15 protein-coding genes are annotated in these 15,876 nt (G+C 45.8%); 11 read left to right on the top strand and 4 right to left on the bottom strand.

Annotated elements, in window-relative coordinates; all coding sequences use genetic code 11:
• Positions 1–13: 13 nt before the first annotated feature.
• The gene (locus tag ACFO4L_RS04040) at positions 14–313 is read left to right on the top strand and encodes a pepsin/retropepsin-like aspartic protease family protein (RefSeq protein WP_377908384.1); all 300 of its coding nucleotides are present in this window, start codon (positions 14–16) and stop codon (positions 311–313) included.
• Positions 314–385: 72 nt separating this feature from the next.
• A complete protein-coding gene (locus tag ACFO4L_RS04035; protein ID WP_377908383.1) occupies positions 386–589 on the top strand; it encodes a KOW motif-containing protein in 204 nt (67 codons plus the stop codon).
• Between the two features lie 48 nt (positions 590–637).
• Here ACFO4L_RS04035 and ACFO4L_RS04030 read toward each other — a convergent pair whose 3' ends face one another.
• Entirely contained in the window at positions 638–1,996 is a 1,359-nt protein-coding gene (locus tag ACFO4L_RS04030) for a hypothetical protein (protein ID WP_377908382.1), read from the bottom strand.
• A 62-nt stretch (positions 1,997–2,058) separates the two neighbouring features.
• On the opposite strand from ACFO4L_RS04030, the gene ACFO4L_RS04025 reads away from it, so the two are divergent.
• The 9 genes from ACFO4L_RS04025 to ACFO4L_RS03985 all read left to right on the top strand — a co-directional run bounded on the left by ACFO4L_RS04025 (position 2,059) and on the right by ACFO4L_RS03985 (position 10,348).
• The gene (locus tag ACFO4L_RS04025; protein WP_377908380.1) at positions 2,059–2,862 is read left to right on the top strand and encodes an SDR family NAD(P)-dependent oxidoreductase; all 804 of its coding nucleotides are present in this window, start codon (positions 2,059–2,061) and stop codon (positions 2,860–2,862) included.
• Positions 2,863–2,896: 34 nt separating this feature from the next.
• Positions 2,897–6,442, top strand: a complete 3,546-nt coding sequence (locus ACFO4L_RS04020) for a dynamin family protein (protein ID WP_377908567.1) — start codon at positions 2,897–2,899, stop codon at positions 6,440–6,442.
• A complete protein-coding gene (locus ACFO4L_RS04015) occupies positions 6,439–6,657 on the top strand; it encodes a hypothetical protein (protein ID WP_377908379.1) in 219 nt (72 codons plus the stop codon). Before ACFO4L_RS04020 ends, ACFO4L_RS04015 begins: the two co-directional genes overlap by 4 nt.
• Positions 6,658–6,677: 20 nt before the next feature.
• Positions 6,678–7,418 (top strand): Cof-type HAD-IIB family hydrolase, encoded by a 741-nt coding sequence (locus ACFO4L_RS04010; RefSeq protein WP_377908377.1) that lies wholly within the window; start codon positions 6,678–6,680, stop codon positions 7,416–7,418.
• Positions 7,415–7,837 carry a DUF4395 family protein gene (locus ACFO4L_RS04005; RefSeq protein WP_377908375.1) on the top strand — a complete coding sequence of 141 codons (423 nt, stop codon included), beginning with the start codon at positions 7,415–7,417 and terminating at the stop codon, positions 7,835–7,837. The genes ACFO4L_RS04010 and ACFO4L_RS04005 overlap by 4 nt, the downstream gene beginning before the upstream one ends.
• A gap of 79 nt (positions 7,838–7,916) precedes the next feature.
• Positions 7,917–8,339, top strand: a complete 423-nt coding sequence (locus tag ACFO4L_RS04000) for a DUF2231 domain-containing protein (RefSeq protein WP_377908373.1) — start codon at positions 7,917–7,919, stop codon at positions 8,337–8,339.
• Positions 8,340–8,357: 18 nt separating this feature from the next.
• Positions 8,358–8,753 (top strand): DUF2203 domain-containing protein, encoded by a 396-nt coding sequence (locus tag ACFO4L_RS03995; RefSeq protein ID WP_377908371.1) that lies wholly within the window; start codon positions 8,358–8,360, stop codon positions 8,751–8,753.
• Between the two features lie 56 nt (positions 8,754–8,809).
• Complete coding sequence (locus ACFO4L_RS03990) at positions 8,810–9,781, top strand: glycosyltransferase family 4 protein (protein WP_377908369.1); 972 nt, start codon at positions 8,810–8,812, stop codon at positions 9,779–9,781.
• A 78-nt stretch (positions 9,782–9,859) separates the two neighbouring features.
• Positions 9,860–10,348: a flavin reductase family protein gene (locus tag ACFO4L_RS03985; protein ID WP_377908367.1), complete on the top strand. Its 489-nt coding sequence runs from the start codon at positions 9,860–9,862 to the stop codon at positions 10,346–10,348.
• Between the two features lie 144 nt (positions 10,349–10,492).
• Here ACFO4L_RS03985 and ACFO4L_RS03980 read toward each other — a convergent pair whose 3' ends face one another.
• The 3 genes from ACFO4L_RS03980 to parE form a co-directional block, all read right to left on the bottom strand.
• A complete protein-coding gene (locus tag ACFO4L_RS03980; protein WP_377908365.1) occupies positions 10,493–11,299 on the bottom strand; it encodes a tyrosine-type recombinase/integrase in 807 nt (268 codons plus the stop codon).
• Between the two features lie 144 nt (positions 11,300–11,443).
• Positions 11,444–13,861, bottom strand: coding sequence for a DNA topoisomerase IV subunit A (gene parC / locus ACFO4L_RS03975; RefSeq protein ID WP_377908363.1), 2,418 nt, complete (start codon positions 13,859–13,861; stop codon positions 11,444–11,446).
• A gap of 2 nt (positions 13,862–13,863) precedes the next feature.
• A complete protein-coding gene (gene parE / locus ACFO4L_RS03970) occupies positions 13,864–15,828 on the bottom strand; it encodes a DNA topoisomerase IV subunit B (RefSeq protein WP_377908361.1) in 1,965 nt (654 codons plus the stop codon).
• Between the last annotated feature and the right edge of the window lie 48 nt (positions 15,829–15,876).

Here is a 15,876-nt window from a genome sequence, read left to right as displayed (position 1 = left end):
AAAGGATGACACCATGAAACATCTGACATTGGAAGGCGGAAGAATTTACACCGAAGCCCGTCTGAAAATAGAAGGCGAGTATCGCACTATTCATGTCATGATCGATACCGGTTCCGCAAAAACCGTTCTCAATGAGTCCCTTACTGATAATCCTGTGCTGGAAGCTTTCAGCATCGGCCCGTTGAAAGTCAGCGGCTACAGGGCTGAACTGCAGCCGATGGAAGCAGACGGAATCATCGGATTGGATTTTCTTTCAAAGACCGGTGCGAAGCTGAATTTTGATGCGATGACGATTTCGAGCTCCAGAACGTAAACGGTTGATTTATGCCTGGATAGAAGGTATTATTTGCAATGATTACTGTCAAAAAGGAAAGGGGAAAGCGGAATGTCGGAAGAACAGCAGGAAGTATTAGTGCAGTCAGGCGACCAGGTGCTTGTTACTGCAGGTGAATATAAAGGAGAACTTGCAAAAGTGATCTCTCCCTATACCAATTCAATTTCGATTGAGCTGGAAAAGCGAGGTGCAGACGGAACGAAGCCAAGAACCGTCCTGCGTCATTCAGAGTATGAGCTCGTGGAAAAAGCGTAAACGGTAAAAAGGCTGTCTCACATCAATCGATGAGACAGCCTTTTTCGGTTACAGAAGATTGAATGCGTGAAATGAGTAGAGCAAAAATCCGGAGGCGATGGCGCTTGCTGTGACAAATAGAGCATTCTGTCTTGACAGCTCGATTGGGCGCACACCGATCAATCTCGCTGTCATCAGCATTTGACCTGAGAACGGAGAAATTTGGGTAGCGCATGTCCAGCTCAGCACGAGCAGCATCGCTGCATATTCAGCGCTCATCCCTGCTGCTTCATAGTTGAGAGATCCGCCCACGCCGATAATAATCACGACGGGATGGATTCCGATCATGGCGAGCACCGCAGTAGCTGCCATGATCATAAAGCTCAGCAGCAGAACAGATCCTCCGGTCAGATCGAGGAGAACTTCTGTGACAACTGCTCCTGTCTCAGTGAACGACAGCGCGGTTCCAAAGAAGCCGGCTGCAATAAACACTGCGATTTCATTTTTCAACCTGGAAAAGGCACTGCTTATGTAACCGGCTGATTCGCGGAAAAAACCAGAAAGTTCTCCTTTCAGGCTTGCATAGATCATCGGAACGAGCAGTCCCAGCCAGCTGACAATGGCAATCATTGACTGTTCCGCAAGTCCATACCAGGTTAGCGATAAGGTGACAAAAATTGCCGCAAAGCGCAGCAAAGGCAGAAGGCTTGCTTTTCGTCCTGATTCTGCATCATTTACGGAAGGAGGATCATGGGTAAAGCGCAACGTTTTTAAGAAGAGACCAGCAGATATGCTGTAAATCACCGCGAGACTCAATCCAGCCCAGCCAATAGAAAACCATGACACGTGAAAAATGGACAGCACAAGGCCGATATTGACAAAATAGGGTGACCAAAGCATGCACGCTGCGAACCCTCTCATTAAGTGAACTGTCAGTTTTTTGGGATGAAAAGACTGGAAGCTTTCATCAGCAATCTGCCTGATCAAAGAGATTGCTCCAAAGTTAAGCAGCATGCCGGTTGTCAGCATCAGGAAAAAACTGGTCCGATACGGTTTTGACCCTTTTTCCCGTGCTCGTTTGACGATGACTTGCTTTAAATCTTCCAAATATCCGGTATAGCTCATGTACCAGCCTATGATAGGTACGAACAAAAAGAGTCCAAGAATGTTAACATTAGCCGAGAAGCTTTCGATCCAAACAGTGAATGGAAGAGACAGCTGAACGTGAAGGACCGCTCCGGTTATCAGCAGCAGACTGATGATGATGCGGGCAGGGAGCGAAATATAAAGCATGCTGATTAAAAGCAGCAGCGCCGCAAGAATCCCGTACAAGACGTACATCTCGAGGGGAGTCACGCTGTCGATTAAGTAAAGCAGGACCATCAAATAAGCAGCAGGTCCTGTTAATTTATGTACGATGTCCGGCATAGTGATAGTCCTTTCCGTATAGACTGATACCTATTTTAGCATGTGAAAGGAGAAGATGCGTTATGAAGGGCAGAACGATCCTTATCACCGGCTGTTCGTCCGGATTAGGGCGGTTTGCGGCCATGAAGCTTGCTGAAGAAAACGACGTCTATGCAACCGTTCGAAACGCCGCCCAGCAAGCTGACTTGAAAGCCTGCGGAGTGACGGTACTTATTGGAGATGTGACCCATTCAACAGACAGGCAAGCTTGGTTTCATACACTTCAAGAGCAGAGAGGAAAATTGGATATGCTGATTCACAATGCAGGCATCTGTGAAGGAGGTGTCCTCGAGTCAATCAGCGAGGATCGATTCGAGCATCAGTTTCGCGTGAACGTAACGGCAGCGGCAGCGTTGTCGAGCACAATGCTGCCGCTGCTCAGAGAAGCCTCCCCATCAGCGATCGTTCATATCGGCAGTATCAGCGGCAGGACAGCATTCCCGGGTCTCTCTGCTTACGGTGCCTCTAAAGCGGCTCTTTACGGGATGAGCAGAAGCCTCCATATTGAATTATCGCCTCAGCAAATTGCCTCGGTCTACGTTGAATTGGACAGCATGCATTCACGTATATGGCAAAAAGGCGTCGACAAAGCGACCCTCTTGAAAGGTCCCTACAGAAAACTCGAACAAAAACTGTCGGCTAACGCCTCAGAAATTCGCAAAAGTCCGGAGAAGTCAGGGCTTTTGACGTGTATAATGAACATAGGCCGGCATACGAATCCGAAGCCGCTGTACATATGCGGACGCAAATCAATTTTTCTCTTTGTGCTGAACAAACTGCTTGGCGAAGACAATATCACCCGGATGATGACCCGGATGTTCCGATGAAACACGATGGAGGGAGTGACAGGCTTTGGAACAAATGACGCTTGAACTGACGGACCTGGAACGGGAACGTCTGAAAAAAATAGAAAGCAAGCAGCAAAACGGCATATTCGAGCTGGCGTTCTGTGGACATTTTTCTGCAGGTAAATCGACGCTGCTTAATGGGCTGCTCGGTGCCGAGGTGCTGCCGACGAGTCCGATTCCAACGAGTGCAAATATTATCAAAATCGCGAAAGGCGAGACTGCGCTTGAGCTTGCGGGTCCTGACGGTGCCGTACTGAAGCGTTTTAACCAAGAGCTGCCGTGGGATAAAATTGGAGAATGGGGCAGAGACGGCAAACGAATTGAGCATATCCGCATTAAAGCGCCCATTTCCTTTTTGTCTGAGAACGGGGTAATCGTGGATACGCCGGGCGTGGATTCCACAGACCCCACTCATGCGTCAGTTACGATGGAGCAGCTTTATTCAACCGACGCTGTCTGTTACGTCATGGACTATAACCACGTTCAATCAGAAACGAACTTGCACTTTTTAAAGCAGCTCTCACAGGCAGCTAAACCGGTGATTATGGTGATCAATCAGGTCGATAAACATCATGAAGCGGAGCTGTCCTCAAATGCATTTCTGGAACAGGTGGAAGAAACGCTGCGGCTTTGGCATATTCAGCCGACTGCTATTTATTTTACGTCAATGAAGGTGCATGATCATCCGCTGAACCAATTTGACGAGCTGCGTGCCAAGCTGTTTAACGTTTTTCAACAAAGCAGCTCGTTTTCGGATTCCGCTGAGGCAGCTTTACGAAAAGGCTTCTACGAATCGCTTTCCGAGAGAATTCGCCACGATATGGAGGAAGCGCGTGAGGCAGTTTATGAACAGGCAGCGGAAAAAGGCTATACGAAGGAAAATGTACTCGAATTAGAAAGCCTTGCGCTCGAAAAAGATAGGCTTGATCATTTTGCGGACGATGTAACCGAAAAGTACGAAGATGCATTAAAACGTTTATATGAAAATGTCCATCTGCTTCCTTATCACACAATGGAGCTATTAGAGAATTACGTAGAATCGAGACAGTCGGGTTTTAAGGTTGGACTGCTGTTCAGTTCTAAAAAAACGAAGGAAGAACAAGAGAACCGCCTGCGGCAGCTTACCATTGAAATCAATGACAATTTAAAGTCCCAGCTGCTTTATTACATCGAGGATTATTTCCGAAATGTGCCAGTGCGAAGCCTGCAAAATAAGGATACCTTTCTTGAGGAAATGAACAAGCTGGATATAACGATTGAACCTTCATTTATTGCAGATAAAGTTACGTCTAAATCAGTGAACCGCGAATATTTGTATACCCTCTCCAAGCAAATGAACAGCGAAATCGTTTCTTCTGTTAGAAGACAGGCGGACAAGCTGCTTCAGCTTTACATTGAGGGATTGGAAGAAAAGATGGCAGAGGAAAGCCGCATCCTTGCTGAAAAGATGAATCAGTTTTCAACCATTGAGTCGCTTCATCAGCAAATTTTATCTATCAACGATAAGGAGATGGAGCTGCTTGAGCAGGCAAAAGTTCATAAGCCGCGCTCTGGAGCTGTAAAGCCGTTGCGGGATTTGATTGCAGATACAGCCTCAGCTGAGATACCAAAAGATGATCAGGATATTTGGAAAGACGTTGATTTGTCTGTGAAGCCGGAGGGTGCGAAGCGCCAGACTGTCTCCTTCAGCGAAGAACGGCTCTTTACGCAGCAGCCTGTTCAAGAAGCAGAACGCACCCGGGAGTGGGCAGAAGAGCTTACTGATTCCGTCATTACGGCTCGCGCAGCAAAACGGATTTTGAGGGCTGCAGACGCGGTGACGAAAGCTGAGTATACCGTTTCGTTGTTCGGAGCATTCAGCGCAGGCAAATCCAGCTTCGCAAATGCACTGCTGGGGGAAGCTGTCATGCCCGTTTCCCCTCATCCAACGACAGCAACAGTAAATACCGTCCGGAAGCCGGAGGGCGATCACCAGCATGGAGCTGCTGAGATTATTTTTAAAAATCGAACGGAGCTTTCAGATGAAATAAAATCAGTAGCTCAGTCACTGCAGCTGGAGCTGGACATTGATTCACTGCCTAAATGGAATGCCCGCTCTCTCGGGAATTTGTCGAAGAGCAGAAAAACAGCAGCAGACTATTTATTAATTCTGCAGACGGCAATAAGAGAACAGGGGAATCTGCTAGGAACTGTAAAGGTTGAAAAAACAGACAGCCTGGCGCCGTATACCGCGGTTGAGCAGACCGCATGCCTCATTAAAGAAATTCAGATATACTATTCATGCAGACTTACAGAAGCGGGCATTACTCTCACGGATACGCCGGGCGTTAATTCGATACATGGACGTCATACGAACGTAGCTTATGACCAATTAAAGCGCTCGGACGCAATATTTTATCTTACGTATTACAACCATGCGTTTTCTAAATCGGATGAGTACTTTTTACAGCAGCTCAGCAGCATCAATCAATCGTTTACCGACAATAAAATGTACTTTGTTTTAAATGCGTCCGACCTGGCTCGTGACGAAGCCGAGCTCAGTGAAGTAGAAGAGCATGTCGTGTCACAGCTGAGACGCGGAGGCTTTTCTGCCCCTGTGCTATACAGCGTTTCCTCGCGCGGCGCTTTTGACCGCTCGCTGGAAGATGACTCGTTTGCTCAGTTTGAAGCTCACTTCTATGATCAGATTATCGCACAGCTCAGACAGATTGCGGTCGACGTGATGCACGATCGAGTTCGGGAAGCAGAACAGGAAATGACGGAATACGTCCGGCTTATGAAGAGTCCGGAACGTACTTTGCTCTCTTCCCGCCGCGCTGAAAAAGTAAATGCTGCTCTTGACGAGATAAAGCACGAATCGTTTCAGTACATGATCCGTGATGCGAATAAAGAACTGGAGCAGCTGGCTCTTTATTTGCGAAAACGAATGCAGTACGTGCTCAATGATTATTACGGAGAAGCGGTCAATGTCTCTGTACTTCAGGCTGAATCCAAGCGTGAGCTGCAACAGGAACTCACAGAAGCTGTCAGCCACTGGGCAGCCTCCGGAAGAGAATTTCTGCGGCAGGAATGGACGGCCGCTGCTGTGAGGCTCGATTATGCGGTTCAGCGTATCGTCAGAAGATGGTTTGAGGAATATGAAGCGGAATTAAAGGCGCGACTGGAAGGGATCTCAATCGAGCAGCCGCCGGTTTCCGTTCAGATTGATACCGCACTCCCTGCGATCCAGCTCGTCGACGATGCTGAAGCATATAAAAAATATGTGAAATCAAAGCGCGATTTTTTCGAACAAAATAAATCGAAAGAGCTGAAAGAGGCGTTGCTGAAAGAAGCAGAAGAAAACGTAACCCTCGTTCTCAGCAGCCAGGAACAGCAGGCAAAAAAGGAGCTTTCTTCACGGCTGGAAGAGCTGTCAAGTCAGTGCCGTAATACGGTAGCGCAACAGCTATATGAAGAGAAAGAACGGCTGGAACTGCTGAGCGATCCGAATCAGCTGATAGTGTTGGAACGAAAGCTCGCGAAGCTGCCGGCTCCTGAAGAGAAAGGAAGCTTCATATGAGTGCATCCGAAAATATGATGATCTATGTTATTCCAGCTTTGATTATTTGTATTATCGCGCTGGTCTGGACTATTCAAGTCGCGAAAAATCCGGAAGATGAAGGCTATGATAACCGTAAGAAGCAAAAGCTGCATTTTGGTTTGCTGATCGGGCTTTATGCCCTTGGTTTTATACCAGCTATCGCAGGTGTAGTGCTGTACTTTTTTTATTGGTAAAAAAGGAGATGGATGAGGATATGACCGAGATTAAACTTGCCGTTCTCGATATGGATGGCACCTTGTTGAACAGTCAGGATCACGTATCAGAAAAAACCAGGTCTGCGATAGTTGAGGCATCGCGAAAAGGCGTTGACGTTATGATCGCCACTGGCCGGTCGCTGCCGGCAGCAGAGGATCATGCAAAATCACTCGGTCTGAATGAATACATCATTACAGGCAACGGCAGTGAGATCTGGCTGTTTCCCGGACCTGAGCTTGTCGACCGAAGACCATTAAAAGCAGATCTTGTTGAAGTGATGTGGGAGTTGAAGCAAACGTATAATGCGAGGCATTGGGCGGCGTCTACGTCAAAGGTGTGGAAGCGCGAAATGCCTGAAAACATTGGCTCTGAAGAATGGCTTAAATTCGGCTATGATCTTGATGATTTTCAGGTTCGTGAAGCGATCTTAAAGGAGTTAAACCGCTACGATGGATTGGAGATCAGCAACTCTCATCCGTTAAATATTGAAGTAAATGCAGCAGGTGTTCATAAAGCAAATGCGATTGAACAGGTTTTAAAACGCAAGAATTTGGACATAGCTCAAGTAATGGCGTGCGGGGACAGTTTAAATGATATTAAAATGATTCAGCGTGCCGGAGCAGGAATTGCAATGGGAAATGCCCAGGATGAAGTGAAAGAGCATGCTGACTTTATTACCGGCACTAATGATGAAGATGGTATTGTACAGGCGTTCAAACAGTACGGTGTGATCTCATGACGAAACAGTCGAAAGGCATCCCGCTGCCGGTGGTTCGAGCAACGCAGGCAGTCATTGCAGCTGGTTCGTTTGCAGGCGCCGTTATCCATCCTTACTATTTGGCTGCGGCATTACTGCCGGCAGCCTCGATCGTTCTGCTCCGCTGGAATCCGCTGGCTAAACCAGTTATGAAGATTGCCGGTGCCAGAAAAAAATGGGCGGAGGAAGAAAAGGCTCAGATGCTGTTCAATCAATCGATTGCGCTGACCCTCCTTAGCTTGTCTGCCATCTTGTACGCAGCGGGGCTCCCTGTATGGGCGATGATCGCGGCTTTAATGGTAACAGCTGCATCAGCTGCTGCATTATGTGGATACTGTATTGGATGCAAAATACGTTTTAAATGGATGATGTGGCGTCATCAGCGGAAACAAGCTTCCTGATTATGTTTTATTTCTCACAAGATAGGGAATATACAAAACATGAACAATGATTAAACACAACGTTTAAGAGGTGGTTGTTTTGTATATTATTCCTGAACCATTACATCCTGCTATTGTACATGTTCCAGTAGCGTTATGGGTCGTAGGCACCCTGTTTGTCCTGCTGTCACTCTGGCGTCCGTGGTTTTACGACCGGGCAGCTCTCTGGGTGGTAACGATCGGGACAATTGGTGGCATTATTTCCTACCAGTCCGGTGAAGCTGCTGTCGGAACGGCTATCCAGATTTACGGTGATTCCGTCGGAGAATTTTTAGGACTTCATCAACAGTACGCACTGTACTCGCTGATTGCCTATATTATTCTTAATATCGGGATTGCATTCAATATTATCAAAGATAGCACGTATATTCGGTGGGGGCTCGCCCTGCTGGCAGTAGTCGGCGCTGTACTCGTTTTCCTGACTGGTCACTATGCAGGACGTATGATGTATGACGGGATATAAACACCAGGAGGTGCCGGAATGGCTAAAAAATATTTTACCGTCGAACAGGCAAACAGACTAATTCCTATGATAAAGCGCGAAATCGAACAGCTTAAATCGATTCAGGATGAGTTTGATGAGAAATGGAACGTGTATCATTCGATAAAAGATAATAAAACGGAGCACGTCACGACTCAAACCGGCTATTTGTTTAAATTGGAATGTCAGCTTGAGTTTATTGAAATGCAGGCACAGCTCCACGTATCAAATATTCAAAACAGCGGGGCACAGCTGAAGGGAATTGAACCAGGTCTCGTAGATTTCCCGTCGTTTAAAGGGAAAAAAGAAATTTTGCTCTGCTGGAAAGAGGGCGAAGACCGTATTGCTTTTTATCATTATCCGAAGGATGGATACGAGGGAAGACGTCCCTTATAGTAAATTAGCCTGACGCTGCATATACTGCAGCGTCTTTCGCATGGAGGAATGACGAGTTGAAACGACAGTTATGGATCGCCGCTCCACATCTCAACGTACAGCGGGGGAACAAAGTAACAGCAGACCGTATCGGAAAAGCTGCTGCATCAGCGGGTTTCAGCGTGACGAAGCTGGACAGCACTGAGGAAATAGACAAGAAAGAAAGCAAAGCGCCAGCGCTTGTTCATGGATTTCACGCATATAAATTTTACCCGGTCCTGCAAGCACTTCCGATAGATACCCCTTTCATTATTACGATCACGGGAACGGATATTAACAACGATTTGAACGATCCTGACCGGCGCTTCATTGTAAAAGAAGTGTTGCAGCGGGCATCGCTTATTCATGTATTTGACGAGTATATGAAACAGAAAATCCCTAAAGAGTTTCAAGCCAAGACAGAAGTGCTGCCTCAATCGGTCCCTTATGTGGACGTATCCTCAGCGTCAGCACCTCCGCCGTTTAACTTATTGATCCCGGCGGGAATCAGACGTATCAAACAAATCCCTGAAGCAGTTACAGCTGTTGCAGAAGCAAGAGAGGTGATACACGGGCTTACTCTTACAGTAGTAGGGCCAGTATTGGAAACAGACGAAAAGACCAAACTTGATCAACTGGAAGCCGAATTCGACTGGCTGACCGTTATGCCGCCGGTTGATCAGTCGGATATGAAGGAATTGTACGACTCTCATCATGCTGTCATTAATTACTCTCTAAGTGAAGGGCAGTCTTCTGCACTTTTGGAGGCAATGGCAGCGGGGCGACCTGCTTTAGTTTCTGATATCGATGGCAATAAAGGCGTCATTCGGCACGGATATAATGGATTTGTATTTCAGGATCAGCCGTCATTCATACGGTCATTGATCAGCCTGCAGGACAAAGATATTTATGAGGCACTTTCAGCAGCCGCTTTAAAAACAGCCCGGACGAGACACGATCCTGCTGCTGAACAGCGAACGATCACCAGATGGTATAACACTCTTGCGTGATCTTCGCAATCGATGAAGGATCATGATAAAGTATAAACGTAGGTAAAAAGAAATTGAGACGGAAATGGAGTGACAATCATGGCAGACCAGACAACATTTAGAAGTATTATGGGAAATTATCCGACCGGCGTAACGGTCGTCACTGCAACAACTGCTGAAAAAGAACCAATAGGACTTACGGTTAATTCATTTACATCTGTGTCAATGGATCCGATGCTTATTTCATGGGCGATTGATAAAAATGTATCGACACACGATGAGTTTGTTCATCAAAAAGGCTTCGCGGTTCACACCTTAGCAGCTGATCAAGGTGATGTATGTATGCTGTTTGCAACGAAAGGTACCGACCGGTTCAGTCAGATAAACTGGGAAACATCATCCAGAGATCTGCCTGTTATAGCTGGATACAGCGGACTGCTGGAATGCAGCGTATTTCAAACCATTGATGCTGGTGATCACACGATATTAATCGGCAAAGTAGAAGAAGCGGCAGATTCCGGCAAAAAGCCATTATTGTATCATCAGCGCACGTTCGGAGCTATTCCCGAAGCATTTTACGAAAAGTAAAGCAGAGAGGGCGGGATCAAAACTGCCCTCTCTTATAAATCTAATTCTAGTTTACATAATATAAATTATGCGAACCAATAAGGAATAATTAAAATTTTGTATCAAAACTAAAGAATACTTAAGAAATTGAGACGGAATAAAATTTTAATCAGCTGTCAGCTTCATTAAACTGATCTTATCAATTCCAAGTTCATCTGCCGCATCTTCATATGTCATCATTTCAAGTAAATAATGTGCTTTCGCTTTTCGGACAGCATTCGTGGTTAACGGAGTTTCCATTTGAAAGTACTCAGATATTTTTCGGAGGTTTATTGTAAGCGTCATGCGCTGCAATGGTTTCTCTTTGCCGCTGCGGTCCGTTGATGACAATAAATATATAAAGCTTTGTCTTGTTTCTATAAACTTGTTCAATGTGTCAGCCCGTTCATTTGCGAATGTTAAAATTCGTTCATGTGACGGCTTGCTGACGTATATCTTAACTTTATCTGCTTCAGTAATAATCTCATCCATCTTGATAGCAAATTCATCAGGTCTTAATCCAGCTGCTGTAAGAATACATATGCATTTCCGCTTTAACGGTTCATCAGATGCTAAGTAAGCAGCCTCCATTGTTAAAAGCTGATCATAGGTTAAAATGTCTTGATAGTTTTTTTCTATTGGTACATAAGCAATTTTTTGTGCAGGATCAACGGCTACTTTTCCTTCATGCCATGCGTAATCAAAGAAACGTTTCATTATACTGATGATTTTATTAATCGTCTGAGGCTTGCTGTCAGTTCTGGAGCGTAAAAAGTCTTTAATATCAGCCGGAGTTATCTCTACTAACTCTTTTTTTCGCTTATATTTGGCATCGATGAAAGCGAAAAAATAAGTTAAATAGCGTACATGCTCATCAATTGTAATCGTTTTGTACCCTTTTTTCTGTAAATGAACACTGTATCCAAACGGCATATTTCAACCTCCCTTTTATTAATTTGATTAATCGCTTATTAAATATTTACAGTGGTATATTACTGTATACTATTATACGATAATAAATTTCATCAGCAATGGATAGTACGGGAAGGCAGCTTCTATTACCTCCCCCTATCCGGTCTACTTTTGATATATCCAGACGTCGTTAATGCCATTGTTTGCGCCTACATCTACAATGAAACTTCCATTGGTATAGCGATCGCTCGTTCTTATTTTGCCTACGTCGTGCTCTACGACTGCTCCGTCTTTTGTCTGGATCACTATCGTTTCCGTTCCGTTGACTGATGCAGTATACACAACCCTGTGTGGATTCTTTTTCAATTCCTTTAAGACTCGCACACCTCGGGACGCCCTCGAGCCGGTTTCTAATACTGTCCAAGCCATTCGTTTGACAGCACCGCGGCTTGTCACAATCAGCAATGAGCTGCTGCCGTCACTTGAGCTCACCCCTGCAACGGTATCGTCTTCTTTTAGATTGATCGCCTTCATTCCGCTTGTACGCTGTCCAGTTGGATTTACTTCATTTTCAGGAAAGGACAGGCTGTAGCCCTGATGTGTCACAATAGTAACAGCGGTACTCCCATCTGTCTCTAAAACCTGAACAAGCTCATCGTCTTTTTTTACTTTAACAGCCATCAGCGACTTAGAATGACGCTGTGCTTCATACTCTTTTACTGGAGTTCGCTTAATAAGACCGTTCTTCGTAACAAACGTATAAAAACCTGTTGCTTCTTTAATTTGCTTTACCACACTCACGGCTACAATACTGTCCTGGCTGTCGATAGTAATAACGTTAGCCAAATGCTGGCCAGCGTCTTTCCATTTCATTTCAGGAAGCTTGTGAACAGGAAGATAGGCATATGAGCCGCTTTTTGTGAACAGAAGCAACGTATCCTGTGTATTTACTTCTCCGCTGAAAAGCAGTCTGTCTGATTCTTTCATTGACGGTGGTTCTCCGTTAGAGGCCGAAAAGCTGCGTATGCTTGACCGCTTTAAATAACCCTCTTTCGATACAGAGATTTGCACATCTTCAGGAGGCACAAGCACTTCCATATCAATTTTAATTTCTTCGATTTGAGCCTCTACGTCTGTTCGGCGCTCATCGTCAAATTCTTTTTTTATGCTGCGCAGTTCTTTTTTCATTTCTGCTGACAGCTTTTTATCTGAATCGAGCAGCGCTTCCCACGCAGTGATATTTTTTCGAAGCTGCTGCGCTTCTTTTTCAAGCGTTGTGATGTCCGTATTCGTCAACCTGTAAAGCTGGAGCATAACAATGGCTTCAGACTGCGCTTCCGAAAAGCTAAAGGCATCCTGAAGCTTGCGGCGGGCATCCTGTTTGTCGTTGGCCGACCGAATGACTGCAATGACTTCGTCCAGAATAGAAACTGCCTTGATAAGACCCTCGAGCACATGTGCACGTTCCTTTGCCTTTTGCAGATCATGATTGGTTCTCCGGACAATAACGTGTTTTTGGTGGACAAGGTATGCTTCGAGGAGCGTTTTTAAGCTCATAAGCCTTGGCGTTTTATCTGCAATCGCCACCATATTAAAGTTGAACTGCGTCTGCAGATCTGTCGCTTTATACAAATAATGCAGTACACCTTTTGCATCGGCATCCTTTTTCAATTCAACGACGATGCGCATGCCAGTACGGTCTGTTTCATCCCGCACTTCCGCAATGCCTTCAACCTTTTTGTCAATGCGAAGCTCATCCATCTTCTTAACGAGCGATGCTTTATTAATCTCAAACGGAATTTCTGTTATAACAATTTGTTCTCTGGAGCCTCGAAGTGATTCAATCTCAGCCCGGCCTCGCACAACTACTTTCCCGCGACCTGTTTCATAGGCCTGTTTAATACCTTCTACGCCTTGAATGATCCCCCCTGTAGGGAAATCAGGGCCTTTTATCGCCTCCATCAACTTATCGATCGATGCATCCGGCCGGTCAATCAGCATAATTGCAGCATCCACAACTTCACCAAGATTATGCGGCGGAATATCGGTTGCATAGCCGCTTGAAATACCTGTAGATCCATTTACAATTAAATTTGGAAACGGAGCCGGTAACACAACAGGTTCTTCCTGCGAATCATCGAAGTTCGGCATGAAATCAACTGTTTGTTTGTGAATATCGTGTAACATCGTCTCCGAAAGTTTCGCCATTCTGGCTTCTGTATAACGCATAGCAGCAGGAGGATCGCCGTCTACAGAACCGTTATTTCCGTGCATTTCCACGAGTGGCATTCGCATTTTCCAATGCTGGCTCTGACGGATCATCGCTTCATACACAGAAGAATCTCCGTGTGGATGATAATTACCAATCACATTTCCTACTGTCTTTGCAGACTTTCTAAAAGGTTTGTCTGACGTATTCCGATCTGCATACATAGCGTAAAGAATTCTACGCTGTACGGGCTTAAGTCCGTCTCTAGCGTCTGGAAGCGCCCTGTCCTGAATGATATATTTGCTGTATCTACCAAATCTGTCTCCGAGTACTTCCTCAAGCGGAAGGTCGAGGTATCGCTCTTTCTCAGCCAAAACTAATCCTCCTCAGTTACATGCAGACTATCATTTTCCAAAATGTTGCTTTCTTCGTCGAGTCCGAAAGCAACATGTTTTTCAATCCAGTTTCTTCGCGGTTCGACTTTATCTCCCATTAAGGTCGATACATGCTTCTCAGCGCGCGCAATGTCATCCAGCGTCACACGCACGAGCGTGCGTGTATCCGGATCCATCGTCGTTTCCCACAGCTGAGTCGCATCCATTTCACCGAGCCCCTTGTATCGTTGAACCGTATAGCCCTTACCGACAAGCTTCATTGCCTCCTGAAGGCCTTCTTCATTCCATGCATATTCAACTTTCTCTTTTTTGCCGGAACCTCGGCTAACCTTATAAAGAGGAGGCAGTGCAATATATACTTTGCCCTGTTCGATCAGCGGCCGCATGTACCGGTAAAAGAACGTAAGCAGAAGCACCTGAATATGAGCACCGTCTGTATCAGCATCGGTCATGATCACAATTTTGTCATAATTAATGCTGGTAACATCAAAATCAGCGCCCACGTCTCCGCCAACCGCATAAATAATAGTGCGGATCTCTTCATTTTTCATGATGTCCGCAAGCTTCGCTTTTTCAGTGTTGATTACTTTTCCCCGTAAAGGCAGGACGGCTTGAAATTTGCGGTCTCGTCCCTGCTTGGCCGAGCCTCCGGCAGAATCACCCTCTACCAGATACAGTTCATTTTTAGCCGCATTTTTACTCTGTGCCGGAGTCAGTTTCCCTGAAAGCATAGCATCTTTCCGCTTGTTCTTTTTCCCGCTTCTTGCTTCTTCACGTGCTTTTCGTGCAGCTTCTCTGGCCTGGGACGCTCGTACAGCTTTACGTATTAGAGCGTTACTGAATTCCGGATTTTCTTCCAAGTAGTACATCAGCCGCGACGTGATTACCTGATCAACTGCTGTACGTGCCTGTGAAGTGCCGAGCTTGCTCTTCGTCTGTCCTTCAAATTGAAGCAGGTGCTCCGGCACGCGGACCGATAGAACTCCCGTAAATCCTTCGCGAATGTCACTTCCGTCCAAGTTTTTGTCTTTCTCTTTTAACAGAGCAAGTTTTCTCGCATGTTCATTAACCGTTCTCGTGACTGCCGTCTTAACACCGAGTTCGTGTGTACCGCCGTCTTTCGTTCTCACATTGTTGACGAATGAAAGAATGTTTTCGGTGTAAGCGTCATTATACTGAAAAGCAAAGTCAACCTCAATTTCATCCTGCGTGCCTTCCATCGACACGACGTGGTGAAGGGTCTCCTTCCCTTCGTTTAAATAGTCAACGAATGCTTCAAGACCGGTCTCGTATAAAAACGACTCTTTTTCACCGCTTCGCTCATCGTGAAGCGTCAATTCGATCCCTTTCAAAAGAAAAGCTGCTTCACGAAGACGCTCTGCGACCGTATCATAATGAAAACTGCGCTGTTGAAAGATTGCCTCATCCGGTTTAAATGTTAAGATTGTGCCGGTTTTTTTAGACGCTCCTGTTTTTCTCAGAGTCTCTGCCGGCTTACCTCCGTTATGGAAGGTCTGTTCGTAAACAGCTCCGTCCCGATGAATGACAACTTTGAGCTTTGAAGAAAGCGCATTTACTACCGAGGCTCCGACACCATGGAGACCTCCGCTCGTTTTGTAGCCTCCTTGACCGAATTTCCCGCCGGCATGAAGCACCGTTAAAATCACTTCCGGAGTCGGTTTACCCATGGCATGCATACCGGTTGGATACCCTCGTCCATTATCCTGAATCGTCACAGAATCATCTTTATGAAGCGTCACTTCGATTTTATCTCCATATCCCGCTAATATCTCGTCAACGGAGTTATCTACTATTTCAAATATTAAATGGTGAAGTCCGCGGTGATCGGTGCTGCCGATATACATACCTGGTCTTTTTCTGACGGCCTCAAGCCCCTCCAACACCTGTATTGCTTCATCATTATAATCAAACGTCTGTTTAGCCACTGATCGTAACCCCTTTCCTGCAGGTCCTTGTGCCTGTCTTACTTTACC

This window comes from Bacillus daqingensis (genome assembly GCF_042654445.1).
Lineage (GTDB): Bacteria > Bacillota > Bacilli > Bacillales > Salisediminibacteriaceae > Alkalicoccus > Alkalicoccus luteus.
This window is presented reverse-complemented; position numbering and strand designations above follow the sequence as displayed.

Bases quoted from the DNA above. Each gene is read 5' to 3' on its own strand.
- ACFO4L_RS04035 (WP_377908383.1), top strand. From the start codon at position 386: ATGTCGGAAGAACAGCAGGAAGTATTAGTGCAGTCAGGCGACCAGGTG.
- ACFO4L_RS04005 (WP_377908375.1), top strand. From the start codon at position 7,415: ATGACGAAACAGTCGAAAGGCATCCCGCTGCCGGTGGTTCGAGCAACG.
- ACFO4L_RS04015 (WP_377908379.1), top strand. From the start codon at position 6,439: ATGAGTGCATCCGAAAATATGATGATCTATGTTATTCCAGCTTTGATT.
- ACFO4L_RS03980 (WP_377908365.1), bottom strand. From the start codon at position 11,299: ATGCCGTTTGGATACAGTGTTCATTTACAGAAAAAAGGGTACAAAACG.
- ACFO4L_RS03995 (WP_377908371.1), top strand. From the start codon at position 8,358: ATGGCTAAAAAATATTTTACCGTCGAACAGGCAAACAGACTAATTCCT.
- ACFO4L_RS04025 (WP_377908380.1), top strand. From the start codon at position 2,059: ATGAAGGGCAGAACGATCCTTATCACCGGCTGTTCGTCCGGATTAGGG.
- ACFO4L_RS04030 (WP_377908382.1), bottom strand. From the start codon at position 1,996: ATGCCGGACATCGTACATAAATTAACAGGACCTGCTGCTTATTTGATG.
- ACFO4L_RS04010 (WP_377908377.1), top strand. From the start codon at position 6,678: ATGACCGAGATTAAACTTGCCGTTCTCGATATGGATGGCACCTTGTTG.
- ACFO4L_RS04020 (WP_377908567.1), top strand. From the start codon at position 2,897: ATGACGCTTGAACTGACGGACCTGGAACGGGAACGTCTGAAAAAAATA.
- ACFO4L_RS03985 (WP_377908367.1), top strand. From the start codon at position 9,860: ATGGCAGACCAGACAACATTTAGAAGTATTATGGGAAATTATCCGACC.
- ACFO4L_RS04040 (WP_377908384.1), top strand. From the start codon at position 14: ATGAAACATCTGACATTGGAAGGCGGAAGAATTTACACCGAAGCCCGT.